The sequence below is a fragment of the Legionella antarctica genome, from assembly GCF_011764505.1.
GTDB lineage: Bacteria > Pseudomonadota > Gammaproteobacteria > Legionellales > Legionellaceae > Legionella > Legionella antarctica.
On record NZ_AP022839.1, the window covers coordinates 1,141,768 to 1,160,316 of the forward strand.

Sequence of the window (18,549 nt, forward strand, 5' to 3'; positions counted from 1 at the left end):
AAACGTCCATAAGGGCTTCGCCGCCTGCGCACTTGCAAGCGTCAGACAGGAGAATAAAACGGTCAGTATTGCATTGCTGAAAAATGTCTTTGTTTTCTCTAGCATGATTTTTATCCTTATGCCACGTAAGTAAGATTGACCAACACCCCATTGGTGTAAAGGTGATTGAGTGCTAATCCTGAATTCATAGTCTGCCCAAAAGCGCGACCCAGTTCGCTTTTACCCCAGTCGGCAAACTCATATCCAACCCCTACCTGCCAGTGGTCATTGAGCGACTTTTGCACGCCAGCCCCCAGCGTGTAGGTCAATGCGGTTTTTGTGTGGTCTGTAAAATTGGCATTGGGTAAGGCTTCAAAAATCAAGGGTGTGTTGGTGAATTCATGAGTGCGGTTAAAACCAACGCCAAGGCTCGCGCTCACCCAGGGCATGAGCCAATAGCCTTTATCAAGCAGAAGTTTTCCTTTTGCCGCTATGCGCGTGTTGCGTACTTTATATTGGTAGCTGTAATTATCAAATTGAGGGTCGGCATCATCCCAGATAATGCCCTGAAGATGGGCACTGCCGGTGGTGGTCACTGCCAGTCCCAATTGACCCAACCACTGGGAGGATAATGACTTTTGTATCCCCACAAACAGCTCACCTGATGCTAATGCATTGGTCGATTTTCTGGCCGCATACGTCTTTTCAATTTCCGGAGCCAAATAAAAAGTCTGAGTCTCCCCACCACGAGCCCAAACCGGGCCTGCGCTCACAGAGCCTACCCAGGTCCAGTCTTTGATGGCCATGACAGGCCCCATAGTGCCAGCTGAGGCTGTACTTCCCAGCACTCCTGCCGTGATGAGAGAAAGAACTAAGCGATGCTTCATAAACGTTCCTTGTATAATACAAATGATTTATTAAATGGACTTAAACAACAGGCAGCGGCAATCGATTTCAATAACAAGCGAATAAATGGACTAATACGCATCGCTGAATAAAAACTGAGCAAAAGGATAGGCAAGAACCCTGAACAAAGGAAATACACACAATAAAAAATAATAGAGGACATTGAAAATAAGGAAAAAGCTATTGCTGATTGCTGATTGCTGATTGCTGATTGCTGGCAATCGTCCCGTCATTGGACCTTACCAGCAATCCTTTTTTGATATCTAATCGATAGTTCATTCCCTGCATCAGCAATCCTATATTTTTACTTGGCGTTAGTGAGTATTGAAAAATTACTCTTAATTATGATACTTTGTTCATGATTTAAAATCAAAAAAATTCCTTCGATTTTTATTCCTCAAACTTGCCCAAATCATTTCGCGACAGCGACTGTGTGCCGTAGATGCACAGAACGTGAATTTAAGGAACGAATTTACCTCGAAGCATAGAAGCTATAGAAAAGATGGCGGTAGTCCCGCCGAAGCAAGCGACCAAGAGCGGGCTTGAAACCACTTCATGTGGCGTATGTTAAGAGCATAGGTCATGAGCGATGAAGAAAAGTCAGAATAGATCTGGCAGGTGTGGAACAGAAAGACGAATGTAAATGAACCACTGATGACGCGTCGATAGCGCGTGATATTGACATCGAAACCGGGGGCAAGGTCGTACTTCCGGGAAGAGTTTATGAGCGAACTTGGGTGCTGCATAAATGGTGTCCGGCGTGTAGGTGGCGTGAGTCTGTTTTCGGGCTTTTCTATGGAACTGCGGGAACCAATGTATTGATGCCAAGGGAAAGGTCAAATTGCAGAAACAATGAGGCTGATAGTACTGATGCAATACATTGGGGCGGAGCAACTCGTATTAGTGTTGAAGTCACTGTAATGGTGATGGAGCGAAGGGGTTGCGTTAAGTCGTTAGCATTAATGTACAACTGGAAGCAGGATGACATATTAGTGACAACAAAACCATTTAACATACCAAAACAACTTGTCTGGCAAGCTTATAAATTGGTGCGAGCCAATGCTGGCTCTGCTGGTATTGATAATCAATCCATTGATGAGTTTAGCCAAGACCTCAAGGGCAACTTGTATAAGCTATGGAATCGCATGAGTTCAGGAAGCTACTTTCCACCAGCGGTGAAAGAAGTAGCTATTCCTAAGAAACAAGGCGGTGTGAGAAAATTAGGTATACCTACAGTGACGGACAGAATTGCGCAAATGACGGTGAAATTAATGATGGAGCCGCTTCTTGAACCGCACTTTTTGAACGACTCCTATGGATATAGGCCTAATAAATCCGCCTTAGATGCGATAGGCGTTACAAGGAAACGGTGCTGGGATTATGACTGGGTCGTTGAATTTGACATAAAAGGTCTGTTTGACAATTTATCCCATGAACTTCTCATGAAAGCAGTGAAGCATCACATCAGCGACAAATGGATAGTGCTGTATGTGGAAAGATGGTTAACTGCACCAATTCATGATCCACAAGGAATATGCCTGCCGAGAACGGCCGGCACGCCGCAGGGCGGCGTGATCAGTCCTCTATTAAGTAATCTGTTTCTGCACTATGCATTTGATCACTGGATGACAAAACATCACCCGGAGTCTCCATGGTGTCGGTATGCCGACGATGGGCTTGCCCATTGCCGGACACAGCGAGAAGCAGAGGAAATGCTAAAAGAGATTGATGATCGATTTAAGTCTCGTGGTCTTGAAATTCACCCTGACAAGACAAAGATTATCTATTGCAAAGACGGAGCACGGAAAGGACGATATGGAAATAAATCATTCGACTTTCTAGGCTATACGTTCAAAGCAAGACGAGTCAAAGTCAAGTCAAGAAACAGTTTCTTCATTGGCTTCACTCCGGTGGTATCATTAAAGGCCGTGAAGGCAATGACATTGAAACTGCGGAGGGGCAGCTGGAGAAATAACACTTCCTTGAGTCTTCAAGAACTGGCTGACTTCATCAACCCGATGCTAAGGGGATGGCTTGCGTATTATGGAAAATACTCACGATCCGCTATGTATCGAGTTTGGCGGTGCGTCAACAATATGTTGTTGGCCTGGGCAAAGAAGAAGTATAAATCATTGGGGAACAGCAGAACCAAAGCAGGCAAACTAATGGAACGAATCCATAAAGAAATGCCTACGCTGTTCATTCATTGGCGCGAAGGTATGTTCGGTGCGTTGACTTAATGGGAGCCGGATGATGCGAGAGTATCATGTCCGGTTCTGCGAGCGGCTGAGGGGGAAGTTCCCTCGGTCGACTCACCATCTCTGTGAGTAGCCTCTTAGTCATCTTATCAATTCAGAGAGTTACTGGGTTGAATAAGATTTACCCATGGTGCATTTGTTTCTAGGTAAGGCTCTAATGTAATGAACAAATAGTGAAAATCAAGAAAGAATTACTCGCCTATTTACATAAGAGTGCAAAATGAGGAGGGTGCAGGGTTCTCTTTCCTTTCATCACCATATTCTTTATTTACCTCGTCAATGAAGGATTTACCTCTTCTTTTTAATTTCAAACCAGAACCTGAGATTTTAGGTGCAGATTGCACTGAATCAACTGAAGTTTCGATCATCTCTATACCCGAGCTTAATAAATAAATAGTTCGGATTTCACTATTCACTAATCGTTGCACTTTATGTTGATAATATTCTAGAGGGTCTTCGTTAGTGGAAATGCTAAATAATGAGCTGGAGTTGATTTTGCTAGACTCAACATTGGTGTTTTTAAACAGAGCCTTCATTGCTTTAGCGAAGGAAGGAATGCAGGAGGCATTATCATTAAAGCTTCGGTAAAATGGGCAAGCAAAGGCCTCTTCTCCAATTTGAAAGAATGCTCTTCCATCCACCTTCTTGCAAAAAACCCTGCTGGCATAAATAGATAAGGTAATGGTAGAAATTTTCAAACTATTCTCTTCAATTTTTTCTGCAGCCAGATATTGTCTTCCTTTTATATAAGTATCAATGGTCCTAAATAATTGAGGTGGAATTTTATTGGTATCACCAAGGGTATAGGGAGTTTTGAATGTTGCTTTTTTCATCGCTTGATAAGTTGGTTCATCGATAAAAATTCTCAGTGAAACGGGTGTATGCCCCTCTTTTAAACGTCCTACATATTCGGAAACCAGATGTTTGGTATAAGCAAGTACCCCGGGAAGTTCAGTGACTTTATTAAGCGAACGAGTTGCACCTGATGCTTTATATTTAACTTCAACAGCATAACGCAAAGGTTCATTAATCTGATTCTCATTATTAAAAATTTGCGGGTGGACAATGCCTCGCAAACCACCACTCCCTACAAAATAATTAGTATGGGGGAATTGGTTTTTTAGTTCGCTAAAATCTTTAATCTCCTGGTATCGAATTTTAATACCAATTGTTGCTGCATATTCCCTTAGTGTTTTTTCCAAATCACTAATTATAACTTTGGACGAAATGCTATCAAGAATATTCCCAAAGCCGTTGCTTCTATCCATTCCAGCAAAGGATGTTTGTTCAACATACATTGCGTGATTACGCGAAGGAACCTCATATTTTTCAAACATGAGAATTTCTTTTTCCGGGCATTGTAGTTTTAATTCAATCGCGCCTAAAAGGCCTATAGGTCCTGCACCAATAAAAATGATATCAGTCATATATTATCTTATGAAATCAACAGACGATCATAGTAACAAGATATTATTATCTTTACCTATATGTTTAATCATTACAGACAATCTGAGCAATGAGATTGAGATGGGCGTGATATTTAAAAGAACTAGTAGTAATAAATATAAATAAATAGTATAATTTAAAATCATATCCTATTTTAGATTGAAACAAGAGTTATTGAAATGCACACTACTAAATTTTTTGGAGAAGAACAAAACATTGGAAAAATGTTTACCTTGGGTGGCCTGTGTAGTTGTTATCAATTTACCTACCATGATGCTAGAATTGTTTTACTTGGTGAAATTCATGAAACAATGACCAGGAAATTAGCTAATGAATATATTGAAGTTTTAAATCAGTTCATTAGCAAGTACGGTAACGTAGCGATTTTTCTAGAGAGCATTGAAAGTGATGAAAAAAATGTCTCAGACCAATTAAGCTTTATGGATAGTATTCTATCCCTTGTTTCTCCCGATATGAAAGTTACACATGCTGATAAACGTCATTATAATGAAGAGTTTACTGATCTATTTTTCTATTTTAAAACCTTATCAGATCTTCCTTCTTCTAAAGCCTCCTATTTTGATGATCCCAAGTTTATCGACATACTTCATGAGTTGGCTGAAGGTTATAATAAAAATTTAAGCTTCTCAGATTTATTTAGTTTATTAAATTTAGAAATAGCCCGTTTAATTCAATTAGAAATGCAAATTACGCCACTTAATTTACAATTAAGTGAGTATGTAAAAACCTGTATTAAAAATCTTGATATAGCACTCGATAAGGTAAGAAATTTACAAAAAGAACATTGTTTGGTAGGTGGACATGGAGCAGAATCAGATTCAATTATTGATATTTGCATTGAAAGAATGAAACAGACTAAATCTTTTCAAATAATAATTGCATGGTTGGAAATATATTATTTATATGAAATTTATCATTTTGATGCCACTTTAATTATGGATTTATGGAGCACACTACATCATCAAAGTGATAATAATAAAACATTTATTATCGTTAGTGGAAATACACATACAGAGCATTTAGCTAATCTATTAAATTCGATTGCTGTGCCATTCAGTGTAACAACGCCAGAGAAGCAGGAGAGCCGAATAGCGCCAGTGACTCTGGAAGAGGTATTAACAGTACAGTTTGGTTGTTCCGTTAATACAAATCGTCATCTTTAGGTTTTACTTTACTCAATTGATTGCAGTTACGAAAAAAATTCACCCCTGATATTGCATGGCATAAAATGCTCATCCCGCTTGGCGTTACTCACTCCGCGCAATTTTTTAAATCAGATTTAGCTGCCAAGTACTCACCGTATCCAGTATTACTGACAAAGCGCTTGTGTGCGGATGATCTTATTAATGTCTATTCCCAGCGTGCAGATGATACAGATAAGAAAAATTTAGCAAAAGAAATGGTTAACATAGAGGCTTTATGTATAAGGCTTCAAGAAAGACCCCGGATTAGTGGGTTATATGGACCTGAACGACAGTAATTTCATTAAAAGCCTTACTCTATATTTTTCTCTGTTTTTTCCAATTTGTGCCCATCCAGATACCGTTCATTACGTTCACTGTCTTGTTTCTCTATTTGCTTTTCTTGATTCGTCCGCCCGAATTTAATGCGATTTTCCGAAGCTTTTTTTTCTTTTTCCAAACGAATTTTAGTCTTTCTTTTTTTATTTAGATTAATGACGTCCACCATAGTTCTCTCTTTTGTATAATGTTGTTTACCCTATAGCCTATAAAACATGCGTATTGTGAAAGGCGTGTGAATACGATAGCATAAATTACACGAAGTCTGATAATTTTGATAAACCCTAACAAGACAATAATCATTTGCAATGACTGAAATAAAGCGTATATTCGCTTTCTCATTGAGTTACTTATGAAAATAACCATTTAACTAGGTTCTTATCATGTCACATGGATAGTTCTTGATGACAATCACCTGCCGACCAACACTTAGGTAGTTCACTACCAATTTTATAATCGACTATAAGGATATTCTGGTGTCACTAATTTATAGATTTTTTATATCGCTTTTTTTTCTGACTTTATGCATGTTGTCTTTAAGCTCCATTGTCTCTGCTGATAACACGATACTAACTACCATTGAAGAATTCAATTTTAAGCAGGCTCCTGGTTTTAAATCTGATGAAACATATAGCCAAGTTTGGCATTTCAAAGAAAGTACCTATCTGGTGTGGGTCGATCCTGATTATCGTGCCCAAATCACCCAAATAAAGAACGGTAAAGTTACAACTGTACCCTTAGACGAGAATCCTGATTATGTAGTACAAAAAGATGGTCACCATCGTTTTTCCTTAGGTGTAGATAAACTGGGTTACGTTCATGTCACAGGTGATATGCATAATTATACAGATATGACCTCCAGCGTTATAACACCCTATCCAGCACGATACCAAAAAAAGAAAATTTTATACTGGCGCTCTAATAAAGCAGAGGATATCACCGGTAAATTTAGCTTTATGGGGGATACTTTTGATCGGGCTATGCGGGGCAGCGGCTGGATGATGGGGCGCTTTTTTACTGATAATAAGGGGGAGCTGTTCTATTCTTCACATGTTCAGGCTTTCAGATCGTCTACTAATTTTGGACAGATGGGTGTTGGCCTTTATAAATATAGCCCAACAGATGAAATGTGGACTGCTATAGGTGACATTGCCCCAGTTAACGAATCTAATATTACCTATATATTTCCCGTCCTATACTGGGAGTATTCAGGCTATAACAACAGTCAATTTCAAAACTACCAACCTGTATTTAAATTTGATAAATCGAATAATATGTATTTTGCGCTTACTGGCAATACTGTGCGAACCTTAAATGGGGCTAATCGATTATTATTTGCCAAATCTGAAGACGGCGGCATGACATGGAAGCGAGCCAATGACACGGTTATTGCCGGATTACCAATTCGGGGTATAAGTGGGTTACCTAATTCTGCAGATATCATCTTAGATACCGGAACTGAAAATTTTCTAGAAGCGAAGCCCGGGCTTAACATCGATAGTAACGGCAAACCAGGAGTTATGGTTCAAAACAAATGGCGGGTTTGGGATGGTGAAACCTGGTCATTTAATACTAAGGTCAACTACGACACGATGCTTACCGCCAATATGGGGTATCGCTTGCCTGACAACAGTTTAATTTTTAATGCAACAGGTTGGAATAAGCTATTAAGAACCTCATCATTTGACAGTGAAACAATAGGATATGATTTTGTAGGATACGATCGATTTATTGGCGTGGATGATTTTGCGCTTAAAAATTATGGTGTGATTTATGGCATTGGACAAAATACTACGAATGAAGCAGTTTTAAAAACAACAATAACCCAGGCTCCGTTACCTGCTGTATGGGCAGACATGGATATCGATGATGTATTCCTAAATTATAAAGGGAATGCAGGATATCTGAATGGCCGTTTTGTTTTGACTACCTATGGTGCTGGAATCGGTAATCAAAGTGATTCGTTGCATTATACCTATAAGAAAATGCAAGGAGATGGTGAAATAACTGCTCGAGTAACCGCATTTGCATTAGCTAATGACTCCGCAGGGTTGATGATGCGCGAAACGTTGAATGGGACCTCGAAACAGGTCAGTCAGTTACTGTATCCATTAAGGACTCCTAAATATACTGCTTTCCAAGTCAGGAGTAGGGTGGGTGGTTATCCAAGTTCATCACGAACTGACAATATCGCTGTGCCTTATTGGCTTCGCATTAAAAGGACAGGGGACATATTCACCGGGTTTATTTCACCTGATGGAATCACCTGGAAACAAACATCGTCCGCTACAGTTCCTATGGCTAACGAGATTTATGTAGGATTAGCAGCAAGTGCTGCAAGACATCGATGGTATATGGATGGGGCTACATTTGAAAATGTTATTGCACCGGCTGACATTTGCCAACCTGCAAATCCTACAATTAGCTTATCTCCCTCCTTCCAAAGCAGTAATGCAGGAGGCCTACTAAATTATGCTGTAGCTGTAATCAATAATGATTCACCCACTTGTCCTAATTCTAACTTCGTCCTGACTCAGGGAGTTCCTGGCGGTCTCTCAGGAAAATTAACTGCATCTGAACTATCCATTGCTCCTGGGGCAAAATCGTCGACTAATATAGAAATAGCATCTTCTGTATCGACCCCTTTAGGTGATTATAGCTTTACGGTCAAAGCAAGTAATGGAATTTACACAAGCTCTGCCAATGGAACCTATCAAGTCAAAAGCTCTTGTGTTTTAAATGCCCCAACAATATCAATTTCCCCTGAAAATAAAACTTCATCAGGAGATTTTCCCAGTAATTATATAGTTAACATTATCAGTAATGATACACCAACTGGGTATTCCTGCGAACGTGATCACCGATTATCGCCTAGCGTGATCACCTATTACTGCGCTGTTTTTACAAGCGGTGAGATTATTACAAAGTGATCACGATGAAGCAATTTCTTTTTTTCTCATGGACTCTCCGTTGAGTTCTATTCGATGTGCATTTTCAGAGATGCGATCGAGTATGGCATCGGCGATGGTTGGCTCACCTAAATACTCATGCCATTTAGCCACAGGAAACTGGCTTGTAATAATGGTCGATTTTAGCTGATACCGATCTTCAATAAGATTAAACAAGTCGTGGCGTTGTGCTGCATTGATTGCTGTTAATCCAAAGTCATCAAGAATCAGTACATCATCCTTGTGTAATTGCGTCATTAACTTGGCATAGCTTCCATCGGCATGTGAGATGCTCATTTCTTCTAAAAATCGCGTTAACAATAAATAGCGAACTTTATAACCTAGACGGCAAGCTTGGTTTCCGATAGCGCATGAAAGATATGTTTTCCCGCAGCCGGTAGGTCCGGTTATAAGTAAATTTTGATGGTGACGAACAAAGTCACATTTAGCAAGAGCCATCACTTTTGCCTTTTCCAAACCCCTCTTATTTTTATAACAAACATCTTCAATGGCTGCAGATTGCCTGAGTTTTGCTCGCCGCTGTAAACTCTGCACACGATTATTGTCTCTGCGTAGTATTTCGCGGTCCAACAAGAGACTTAACCTCTCTTCAAAGCTTAAGTCGGCGTGTTTGGGTTGGCTTTGTTGTTCACGAAAGCCCTCCTGCATGCCCGTCATTTTTAGTTGTCTCATTTGTTCTAATACGGATTCATTGTTCATTTTTTTCCTTGTTTTTTAATTAAAAATTGTTGATACAGACTCAGTGGTAATACTGAGAGCCCCTAATGTTGTCATGCGTTAATCCATGTAGGTTCACGTCACGTGATGCATGAATTTTTGCTCCTTGGTCAAGGTTATTTTCTAGAATGGATAACACGCTTTTACGGCTGTATGCCCCCTGGTGTACACCATAGGAGCAGGCTTGCTCTAAACGGATTTCTCCATAGCGTTTCGCTAGTTTCAAAATACCAAGGCAGGAACGGTAAGCCTGTTCGGGGTGAGGTTTTTCATCAAATATTCTTTTTACGACCATGTGTGTGCAAGCACCTATCTCGCTCGCCCACCGTAAATATCTCTCTTTTGATTGCTCGGTGTGTATGCGGTGCCTCTTGGGCATGTGATGAGAAATCGTGGATTGTTTACCTGGTATGCTTGAATACAGATGCATCGCTATGCGCTCTCCTTCAAAATAACATTCAACCGTATGCTGGTTAAACCATAAATCAATGAGCTGGCCGCAGTACCTATGAGGCACGCTGTAATAATGCCCTTGAAGCACAACATGGTAATCAATACCTGCGCGAGACGCTTTGTACTGCCTGTAATAATAGGCATCTGCTGGTAACGGTTTTAATACAGGTTTGTCCATTTCCATGAAGACTGACTCGCGACATCCAGGTAGTTTTTGAAATGGTTTTTGGTTCATTATGGTTAATAGCCGTGCAATCTCTGCATTGAGTTCATTAAGACCCACAAAGGTTTGATGTCGTAATCGGGCTAATATCCAACGTTGAGCAACTTGAACACCTGATTCAACAGATGCTTTGTCTTGAGGACGATAAGGCCTTGCTGGAAGTACAGCTGTGCCATAATGCTCAATGAAGTGTGCGTATGTTGGATTCGTATCAGGCTCATATCGACATGATTTACTGATGGCTGAACGGAGATTATCTGGCACAACAAGTGCTGGAACACCGCCAAAAAACTCAAACATCCGGCGTTGAGAACCCAAAAAGTCAGGAAGTTGCTGAGACCATGTGGCTTCAGCAAACGTATACTTAGAGGCACCCAAAACACCTACGAAAATTTCAGCAGCCCTGATGTCATTTGTTTCAGGATCAATAATACTGAACGTAACACCGCTGTAATCAATAAAAACCTTATCTCCCGCCTTATGTGTCTGACGCAACGAGCGTTTTAGGCTTTGCTTATAAGCACGATAGTGGTAACAATAACGAGAATAGCTTAAAGCGCCTTCTTGTTCTGATTGATGTTCATCCCAAAGCAACTGTAATGTGACGCCTTTTCGGCTTAATTCTTGGTGAGTTTTTGCGAAATCTATTAAGTCTAGCGCCTTGTTTAGGCTGGCATGAGCGGCTTTCGGCTTTAAAATTTCAAGTAAAGCTGGCTCGTCCATCCCCTCAGGAAGAGGCCATGAAAGATTTTTATCCAGGGCTCGATTGATGTATTTGATAACCACACCAACCGATACACTAAGACTGTTTGCTATTTGGCGCCTGCTTAATTTTAACTCAAAATGAAGACGCAGTATCTGAATCAATTTACGCATAGATGTTCCTTTTGCTGACATTTTTACTCTCCGATTAAACTAACTAGTATAACCGGTGCTAATGCTTGCAAAAGCCACGCCCCATATGGAGTGGTGGCATCGTGATCACCTATTCCTGTTTTTTGGGAAAAGTGATCACGATCAGGCGATAATCGGTGATCACGATCAAGCGATAATCACTGATCACGGTAGGGCGATAATGACTGATCACGATGGGCAGGAATACCCACCAACTTGCCCTTCTCGTGTTTTCAGGTTTTCAGTGGCTTCAGGAAACTACTATTTAAAAACCTTAATGGAACCCTATAATATCAATATGCTACCTGGGGATATTCGCGAATCGTTGCTCACGTTGACGCCAACAGTTGGTTTAAATCTAGGAACTTATACCCCATCGGTTTGGACGCAAAATGGTGGCTCGGCGAAAACAACATTTACTTACCAGGCTTCACCTGAGGTTGTAGTAAAAATCACTTCAAATAAGCCAGTTTATGATCGTCAAGCCACACCTTATAATGCAGTGATTACCGTTTCTGTTTTAGAAAATAATAAAGCGATTCCTAATGTGCCAATAATGGCAACACTGACGTGGCCTAGTGGTAAAACAGAAGCCATTGCAAAATTTGAAAGCGGGATGCGGGTATTCAACCAGGTTATCAATTCAGAAAGTCCTGTAGGAATTTACAATTTTACAGTCACTGCAAATTATAATGGTGAAAGCGTAACAAATAATCTGATGTTCAGCATAAGATAAGGCTTTACAGTGCCCAACTCACTAATTTTTTTGTCCTGGTTGAATGAAATTCTTCCTGTGGCAATAGACTTATAGCGCTTGGCAGCTCCTTGGTAATAAAAGGCTGCTTATTAAGTTGATATAGAGATTGTGTATGCGGTTATTTGAGTTTCCCTAAACTTCGACAAGGGGTGTTGGGGAGGTCTAACTCCTTCGGAGAGTATTATATAAAATCAAAGAATTAACTCCAAGCAGACTCTCTCCCTATAACTATTGGTGAAGATTCGTCTGCTAACCCTATGAATAAAGTTAACTTTGTGGAATAATTATTAGCCAATAACGATGATATTTGTCTATTTGTATGAAAATAAAAGCAATTTTCTTAATGAACTCTATTTTTTTTTCTATTCCATTATTCGCTGGTTCTGCGACTTGCCCTTTATCAAATGGAATCAATGTACACACCACAACGCAAACTTTAAATATTTGTAAACACGGCACTGTAATCAAGACCTTTAAAATAGCCCTCGGATACAAAGGCATCGGTAAAAAAAAAGCAGGTGATAACAAAACTCCAATTGGTTTATACGGGTTAGCACATCCAAGAACATCCAATCAATTTAAAGTCTTTATTCCAATTCTCTACCCCACTTCCAAGCAATTAGCATCAGGATATACAGGCAGAGATGTGGGGATTCATGGTCCAACTCAGTTATCAAGTTGGTTTAACTGGGTAAACAACTTACCAAGCTCAACGCATGGTTGTATTGCTGTTGGCAAAAATAACCATATTGAGTATGTGGCTAATTGGGTAAAAGCAAATCCTGGGGCTAAAGTTTTAATTATATAACGTGAGTTATGGATAAGGAACTCAGATTTACCATACTCCGTTCGGCCTGAGGAGGGCTTTAGCCCGTCTCGAAGGCTAGGCACTGGGCCAAAACCCTTCGAGACGTAGCTAAAGCGACTCCTCAGGGCGAACGGATCGAGGTAGTGACTGGGTTCAATAAGTTTCTTATCCATAACTGACGTTATATAAGCTTGAGCAATAACAGCCACAGGAACTTTATAGGTTAATCCACTTTTAGGCCTGTCGGTTTCCTACCTATTTTTGCCGGTTTAAGGATGTTGGTGATACGGGAGACAGTTCTATCTACTCGCCTCTGAAGCATGATTTCAACCATTACTGTTTCATTGGGATGCAGTATTTTGTTAATGTCAGCGAGTGAGGAATGAAAATCAAGTACCCTGTAGTAGGCAAGAGCCAGGTCACTTGCCTCAGGTTGTGCCTTAATACGAAACCCCAGATTACCTTGCATTTTTGGCGTATTAATCCCGTCTTCCATGATGTCATAATCAAGAAAATAGGTCAGTTTTCCCCGTATATGATGGTTTCGCTGGCGGTCCGAGAAGAAACCTGTCGGAAGCGCATCCTCACTGTATTCGGGGCCAGCAGTTAAATAAAGATCATAATCATCCAGATGATTGCCCCGATCATCAATAAGTCGGAATATAATCATAGAATGGCGATTGGTGATAAACTCACGCCTGGAGACAAGCTTCTTAACACATTCTTTGTGCTCATTTAACTGGGTGTCTTGTGTAAGTTTATCCAGTTCCTTTGCCAATGTAGTATAGGAGTCACGATTTTGTACCTGGAGGCATCGCAAGACCCATATAGCGGTTGGATGAGTGGCGGCATTGGCCATAGTAACGCTACGGATGATTCCCATTTTTTTACCGGAATGCGAACACCCTGGCAAAACCCCAAATGCCATTGGTTGTGTCCGTGTCATGTTGGCGACTACAAGATTTTCACCGTTATTACCCTCCTGATGTAACTTTAATAAACTGTAATTCATATTTGCAGAAGTGACGCGCACAACTCCATCTGAACCGGCTTCTCCAGTGTATGAGTTAAGCACATCATAAAGTTGCCGATCAATTTTCTGGCCTGTAAGCACAAACGAATAGATACCATTGGCAGTACAATCGTAATGAAGCCAACTTTCATTTAGTTGCCAGCTCATATCGCTTCCAAGCTCAAGCCAGTCAAGTACATGCTGCCCTGGTTCAATACCTTCAAAAAAACTCTTTATACGTCCAAGTCGGGATTTACCCAGTTGAGCAAGCGCAGAACCGTGGTTGGCAGGAGACAGCATGATAAGGTGACTTAATGGACATTTTTTAAGATTATTCTTAAAGTATAAATCCATCCATTTACGAACCACAGGGCCACCGGTTGAGTGAGTGATACAAGCAAAACGCTCCCCATGACGCAGCTTATCAGCAATTTCATCACGCACTGCATTATCAAATGCTCGTGCAATATCATCGACTGTTACGGTATCGTCAAAGCTTATATAGTGTCCCAGATAGATATTACCAACCTGGATGTTCAGCTTGCCGTCTTTACTCTGATTTTCAAGCCATTGAGGAAGTTCTCCATAAGTGTTGGTATGGGTGACGCTCCAGCCATGAACGAAGATAACAATCATAATTTTCCTTAATTTTTGATGTTACAAGGGGATGTTGTTGAAAAAATTGATGATTTTGGATTATTTTACAAGAGCATAGTTAAGTCAAATAAAAACTTGAGTAGGCACAGCTTGTCGCCAGTAATTAATAATAAAATTAGATTTAATTTAAAGATAAGAGAAGAATGTGCTCATTTCACTAAACCTGACTAATCGTATTCATAGCATTCAACAGGTGATTTTTTGACCAAAAAAGACAACCCTTAAGAATTTGAGACTCTTAACTCGCTTTATATTCTATAGTCAATGACAACCTCTAAGGAATAGTTTGGATAATTCACATTATGGTTGTCATTCAACGGGGATAGATAGTCCTATGATGCTTATCTTCCAGACAAGTCTTATAAGAATACCTATATCTGTATTGAAGAAAACCTGGGGTTTTGTTCCAATTCCTCAATCAAAATCTGATGGGACTTATTATGTTCCTTAAATAAATTCCATCTTGTTTTCATATACTCCTGAGGCTGAGAGGAGTTTGAACGCATATTAAAATCTCTACAAGCTTCTTGTTCCACGCGACCAGAAAATATGTTATCCAATGTTCCTGCGATAGGTTTTAACACCTTTAACTCTTCTTCAGTTAACGGGTTGGCATGAGCGTCTATTTGGCTTAATAGTTCCAGTTTATCATTGTATTCGATTAACAGTGCCTCGAAAGCATTATTCAATTCTTTGGTTAGTAAATCGGCCAGATTAAGCTGGTTAATTGATTGAACAAAACCAAATAGGGGACATGCAGGGTCATTTAGCAACATCCCTCTAATAATAATATCTCGTGGTGCCTGCACTAACTTCTCGACTCCCTCCAATAAAAATGGGCCTTGGGTTTGAGCATGTACCTGCTGAATCAGACGATTATAAATATCGACTACTATTTTTTCATCGGCACCCAGGGTTTTTAGCCCATCATTATTGATCCATTTGATTAAAGCCGTTAAGCAATCTAATGGCAGATAGGTCTCTTCAAGGGTGCTGGGAAGAAAATCATTAATCCAAGAGCCGCAGTAATAGCTTATACCACTCAGGATTTGTTTATTTTCCGGGCCTTGCGTGCTTATAGTTGCTCCATGTTCGATTAACCTGATAAGTAAAGACGATTCAGGATAATATTTTTGCATTATTGTCAGATATACGATAGTGTCGCTAAGCTCGTGATTGATTTTAGCCATCCATGGCTGAAATCGACTCGCAAACGCGACAAGTATGCCTCCGGCGGCCCTGGCCGTCCTGTGTCCGCTTGTTTTTTCACCCCATTCGGGGTTCAAAAACAACGCTACCCCAATGACTGACGCCTTTTCGGATGCCTTATATTTTGCCTGCGGCAAAACATCCGGCTCTAAGGCTACCAGGGACTACCAGCCTCGCTCGTTCCTCGCTTCCTTGGCTGGCAGCGAATGAAGCGACGTATTAAACTGGTTATATTTGTCAGGATTTCCGAATAACATTTCGACAGGGTTAATTTGATTCTTGTTTTTTAGACTAGGGTTTGCCCCTCTACTTAAAAAAAACTCCAGATCATCAAGAAAACCTGGCCCGTTGTAGTTTGCCCCGATTATAACAAAGGGGCCTTTGGTATGGGGAGTATAGTAATTATCAAACAGATACTGCACCATGAGGTGTAATATGGTATTTCCGTTTTCATCTTGTTCGTTAATGTCTAGATTTTCACGTTGGATAAGCTCTTGTACTGCTTTACTGCGATCTATCGTTGGGGTTTTGTTATGAAAGATATCATGTAATTTTGACATCATGCAAACTCCTGGCAAAAAATTACTGTTGGTTCATATAGAAAAGTTAATTGTATCCTGTCAGAATCGCCGGGTAAGTGTCTGCCACTGAGTCCGGATTAATCCGAGCCGCGCGCGTCAGCAAGCGGAATTCTTTAAAAATATTCAAAATACCTATTGACACGGTTTTTCTGTAAAACTGATGTTTTTCCATATCAAACGTAAGTCATGCAATATGCATGCCCTAAGATCCCCAAGATCACAATGTAGCCCCTTTCACTAATAAAACATCTCCCTCCTGAGGTCAGATTTTTTCTTAGCCCTTAGTGGCGTTAAAACTCGAAAAATGCGTTCAAAAAAAGTCATGTTATGATTGCCGTATCAGCATTAGTAACGCAGTGGTAGATGATGAAACGCCAAGAAATCAAACAAGTTTTAGATGAGTTAACAAAAGATATCGATAGTCTTGCCGACAAAAAGGCCGTGACTATCATTAAGGTATTGGTTAATTTGGTCGAAATGCTTGCCGAAGAAAATGCTTTGCTCAGAGAGGAAAACCAAGTATTACGTGATGAGATAAACCGCCTTAAGGGTGAACAGGGCAAACCTAATATTCGCGGTCAATCCAAAGGTAGCAATGGCGATAATACAGGCAATTCCAATCATTCATCTGAAGGAGATCGCAATAAACGTGGTAAAGGGAACAATAAAAACACAGGCAAAGACAAAAAAAACGTACGTATTGATAGACGTGTTACGATTGCTCTGGACAAAGCAACGCTGCCAGATGACGCCAAGTTCAAGGGTTTTGAGATTCGAATCATCCAGGATCTAAAAATCATCACGGATAATGTTGAATTCAAGCTGGAAACGTATTACTCACCATCTTTGAAAAAAACCTTTATTGCGCCGATTCCTGGCGAATATAAGGGCAGTGAATTTGGTCCTGGGGTTAAAGCGCTGGTCATCACATTATACCGTGATGCAGGGATGACGGAGAGCGCCATTGAGCGCTTTTTAAAAACATGTGGTATTCAAATATCACATGGTAAAATTGCTTCCATGCTGACAGAAGGCAATGATATTTTTCATCAGGAAAAAGAAGATATTGTCGATGCCGGTAGCAACGCAGGCTTGTACCAGCAGATGGATGACACAGGCAGTCGTGTTAACGGCAAAAATCACTACACCCATGTTTTATGTAATGACTTTTTTACAGCATACTTCACTCGTCGTAAAAAAGATCGCTTGACCTTATTGGAGTTGCTGTGTCGAGACCAATTAAAGTTTATGTTTAATCAGGAGGCTTATGAGTTAATGGATGAGTTTGGTCTCGCAAAAAAATGGTTGGATCAAATTAAACCAATGCTGCATGCACAACCCCTCACACGTGAATCAATCGATAGTTTGATGGGAACACTTTTTCCAAATCCAAAAAAACACAGCACGAATCGACGCATAATTCTTGAGTCAGCAGCTCTTGCCTATTATCAGCACTCGAAATACTTCATCCATTATTTAATGACAGATGATGCGCCTCAGTTTAATAAATTGGCCCTACATCATGCGCTGTGCTGGATCCATGAAGGTCGTCATTATAAAAAACTCACTCCATTCTCAGATATGAATCAGAATATATTGGCTGTATTTCTTGAGCAATTATGGGATTTCTACCATGCATTATTGACTTACAAGACGGCTCCATCTCAATCAATGGCCCAACAACTATCAATGCAATTTGATACTTTGTTCGCAACCACGACAGGCTATGATGTTTTAGATCAACGCATTGCAAAGACACGTGCTAAAAAACAAGCGTTATTATTGGTGTTAGACCATCCATTTCTGCCATTGCACAACAATGCCTCTGAATTAGGGACACGGTTTCAAGCAAGGATACGCGACATCAATCTCCAAACGGTCTCCCAAAATGGCACCAAATCAAAGGATACGTTTGCCACGATTGTACAGACGGCCAGAAAACTGAAAGTTAACGTTTATCAGTATATTTACGATAGGGTGACTAAAAAATTTGAAATGCCATCATTGGCTGAATTAATCTTACTTAAAGTGCGGCAGGTTCCATGCACCACATAAGCATCTCGAGATAATTCCGCTTGCTGACGCGCGCGGCTCGGATTAGTCCGGGCTCAGTGGCAGACACTTACCCGGCGATTCTGA

General features: G+C 40.4%; 15 protein-coding genes. 7 read left to right on the forward strand and 8 right to left on the reverse strand.

Annotated features, from left to right (window positions below):
* Positions 1 to 116 precede the first annotated feature (116 nt).
* Positions 117 to 866, reverse strand: a complete 750-nt coding sequence (locus HRS36_RS05525; RefSeq protein ID WP_173235454.1) for an outer membrane protein — start codon at positions 864 to 866, stop codon at positions 117 to 119.
* An 840-nt stretch (positions 867 to 1,706) separates the two neighbouring features.
* On the opposite strand from HRS36_RS05525, the gene ltrA reads away from it, so the two are divergent.
* On the forward strand, positions 1,707 to 3,125 hold the full coding sequence (gene ltrA / locus HRS36_RS05530) for a group II intron reverse transcriptase/maturase (protein WP_226905451.1): 1,419 nt from the start codon (positions 1,707 to 1,709) through the stop codon (positions 3,123 to 3,125).
* A 221-nt stretch (positions 3,126 to 3,346) separates the two neighbouring features.
* Here the strand turns inward: ltrA and HRS36_RS18620 are convergent, their stop codons facing one another.
* Complete coding sequence (locus HRS36_RS18620) at positions 3,347 to 4,480, reverse strand: hypothetical protein (protein ID WP_226905585.1); 1,134 nt, start codon at positions 4,478 to 4,480, stop codon at positions 3,347 to 3,349.
* Between the two features lie 288 nt (positions 4,481 to 4,768).
* On the opposite strand from HRS36_RS18620, the gene HRS36_RS05545 reads away from it, so the two are divergent.
* Entirely contained in the window at positions 4,769 to 5,773 is a 1,005-nt protein-coding gene (locus HRS36_RS05545; RefSeq protein ID WP_173236536.1) for a hypothetical protein, read from the forward strand.
* A 20-nt stretch (positions 5,774 to 5,793) separates the two neighbouring features.
* Positions 5,794 to 6,090, forward strand: coding sequence for a hypothetical protein (locus tag HRS36_RS05550; protein ID WP_173236537.1), 297 nt, complete (start codon positions 5,794 to 5,796; stop codon positions 6,088 to 6,090).
* Between the two features lie 14 nt (positions 6,091 to 6,104).
* Here HRS36_RS05550 and HRS36_RS05555 read toward each other — a convergent pair whose 3' ends face one another.
* On the reverse strand, positions 6,105 to 6,299 hold the full coding sequence (locus HRS36_RS05555; RefSeq protein WP_173236538.1) for a DUF4169 family protein: 195 nt from the start codon (positions 6,297 to 6,299) through the stop codon (positions 6,105 to 6,107).
* Between the two features lie 358 nt (positions 6,300 to 6,657).
* On the opposite strand from HRS36_RS05555, the gene HRS36_RS05560 reads away from it, so the two are divergent.
* Positions 6,658 to 9,060 (forward strand): BNR-4 repeat-containing protein, encoded by a 2,403-nt coding sequence (locus HRS36_RS05560; protein WP_173236539.1) that lies wholly within the window; start codon positions 6,658 to 6,660, stop codon positions 9,058 to 9,060.
* Here HRS36_RS05560 and istB read toward each other — a convergent pair whose 3' ends face one another.
* Entirely contained in the window at positions 9,061 to 9,798 is a 738-nt protein-coding gene (istB, locus tag HRS36_RS05565; protein ID WP_173236264.1) for an IS21-like element helper ATPase IstB, read from the reverse strand.
* 40 nt (positions 9,799 to 9,838) lie between these two features.
* Positions 9,839 to 11,389 (reverse strand): IS21 family transposase, encoded by a 1,551-nt coding sequence (istA, locus tag HRS36_RS05570; RefSeq protein ID WP_173236263.1) that lies wholly within the window; start codon positions 11,387 to 11,389, stop codon positions 9,839 to 9,841.
* 40 nt (positions 11,390 to 11,429) lie between these two features.
* On the opposite strand from istA, the gene HRS36_RS05575 reads away from it, so the two are divergent.
* Together HRS36_RS05575 and HRS36_RS05580 are read left to right on the forward strand one after the other, a co-directional pair.
* A complete protein-coding gene (locus HRS36_RS05575) occupies positions 11,430 to 12,122 on the forward strand; it encodes a hypothetical protein (RefSeq protein ID WP_173236540.1) in 693 nt (230 codons plus the stop codon).
* A gap of 340 nt (positions 12,123 to 12,462) precedes the next feature.
* Positions 12,463 to 12,951, forward strand: coding sequence for a L,D-transpeptidase family protein (locus HRS36_RS05580; protein ID WP_173236541.1), 489 nt, complete (start codon positions 12,463 to 12,465; stop codon positions 12,949 to 12,951).
* 223 nt (positions 12,952 to 13,174) lie between these two features.
* Here HRS36_RS05580 and plaB read toward each other — a convergent pair whose 3' ends face one another.
* From plaB to HRS36_RS05595, 3 genes are all read right to left on the reverse strand, one after another.
* Entirely contained in the window at positions 13,175 to 14,599 is a 1,425-nt protein-coding gene (gene plaB, locus HRS36_RS05585; RefSeq protein ID WP_173236542.1) for a phospholipase PlaB, read from the reverse strand.
* Between the two features lie 392 nt (positions 14,600 to 14,991).
* The gene (locus HRS36_RS05590) at positions 14,992 to 15,810 is read right to left on the reverse strand and encodes a hypothetical protein (protein WP_173236543.1); all 819 of its coding nucleotides are present in this window, start codon (positions 15,808 to 15,810) and stop codon (positions 14,992 to 14,994) included.
* Between the two features lie 183 nt (positions 15,811 to 15,993).
* The gene (locus tag HRS36_RS05595; protein ID WP_173236544.1) at positions 15,994 to 16,392 is read right to left on the reverse strand and encodes a hypothetical protein; all 399 of its coding nucleotides are present in this window, start codon (positions 16,390 to 16,392) and stop codon (positions 15,994 to 15,996) included.
* Between the two features lie 381 nt (positions 16,393 to 16,773).
* Here HRS36_RS05595 and HRS36_RS05600 point away from each other — a divergent pair, with 381 nt between their 5' ends.
* On the forward strand, positions 16,774 to 18,465 hold the full coding sequence (locus HRS36_RS05600; RefSeq protein ID WP_173235423.1) for an IS66 family transposase: 1,692 nt from the start codon (positions 16,774 to 16,776) through the stop codon (positions 18,463 to 18,465).
* Positions 18,466 to 18,549 lie beyond the last annotated feature (84 nt).

Excerpts from the sequence above, each read along its gene's own strand:
- HRS36_RS05525 (WP_173235454.1), bottom strand. The coding sequence starts at position 866 with ATGAAGCATCGCTTAGTTCTTTCTCTCATCACGGCAGGAGTGCTGGGA.
- ltrA (WP_226905451.1), top strand. The coding sequence starts at position 1,707 with ATGCCAAGGGAAAGGTCAAATTGCAGAAACAATGAGGCTGATAGTACT.
- HRS36_RS18620 (WP_226905585.1), bottom strand. The coding sequence starts at position 4,480 with ATGTTTGAAAAATATGAGGTTCCTTCGCGTAATCACGCAATGTATGTT.
- HRS36_RS05545 (WP_173236536.1), top strand. The coding sequence starts at position 4,769 with ATGCACACTACTAAATTTTTTGGAGAAGAACAAAACATTGGAAAAATG.
- HRS36_RS05555 (WP_173236538.1), bottom strand. The coding sequence starts at position 6,299 with ATGGTGGACGTCATTAATCTAAATAAAAAAAGAAAGACTAAAATTCGT.
- HRS36_RS05560 (WP_173236539.1), top strand. The coding sequence starts at position 6,658 with ATGTTGTCTTTAAGCTCCATTGTCTCTGCTGATAACACGATACTAACT.
- istB (WP_173236264.1), bottom strand. The coding sequence starts at position 9,798 with ATGAACAATGAATCCGTATTAGAACAAATGAGACAACTAAAAATGACG.
- istA (WP_173236263.1), bottom strand. The coding sequence starts at position 11,389 with ATGTCAGCAAAAGGAACATCTATGCGTAAATTGATTCAGATACTGCGT.
- HRS36_RS05575 (WP_173236540.1), top strand. The coding sequence starts at position 11,430 with ATGCTTGCAAAAGCCACGCCCCATATGGAGTGGTGGCATCGTGATCAC.
- HRS36_RS05580 (WP_173236541.1), top strand. The coding sequence starts at position 12,463 with ATGAAAATAAAAGCAATTTTCTTAATGAACTCTATTTTTTTTTCTATT.
- plaB (WP_173236542.1), bottom strand. The coding sequence starts at position 14,599 with ATGATTGTTATCTTCGTTCATGGCTGGAGCGTCACCCATACCAACACT.
- HRS36_RS05590 (WP_173236543.1), bottom strand. The coding sequence starts at position 15,810 with ATGGCTAAAATCAATCACGAGCTTAGCGACACTATCGTATATCTGACA.
- HRS36_RS05595 (WP_173236544.1), bottom strand. The coding sequence starts at position 16,392 with ATGATGTCAAAATTACATGATATCTTTCATAACAAAACCCCAACGATA.
- HRS36_RS05600 (WP_173235423.1), top strand. The coding sequence starts at position 16,774 with ATGATGAAACGCCAAGAAATCAAACAAGTTTTAGATGAGTTAACAAAA.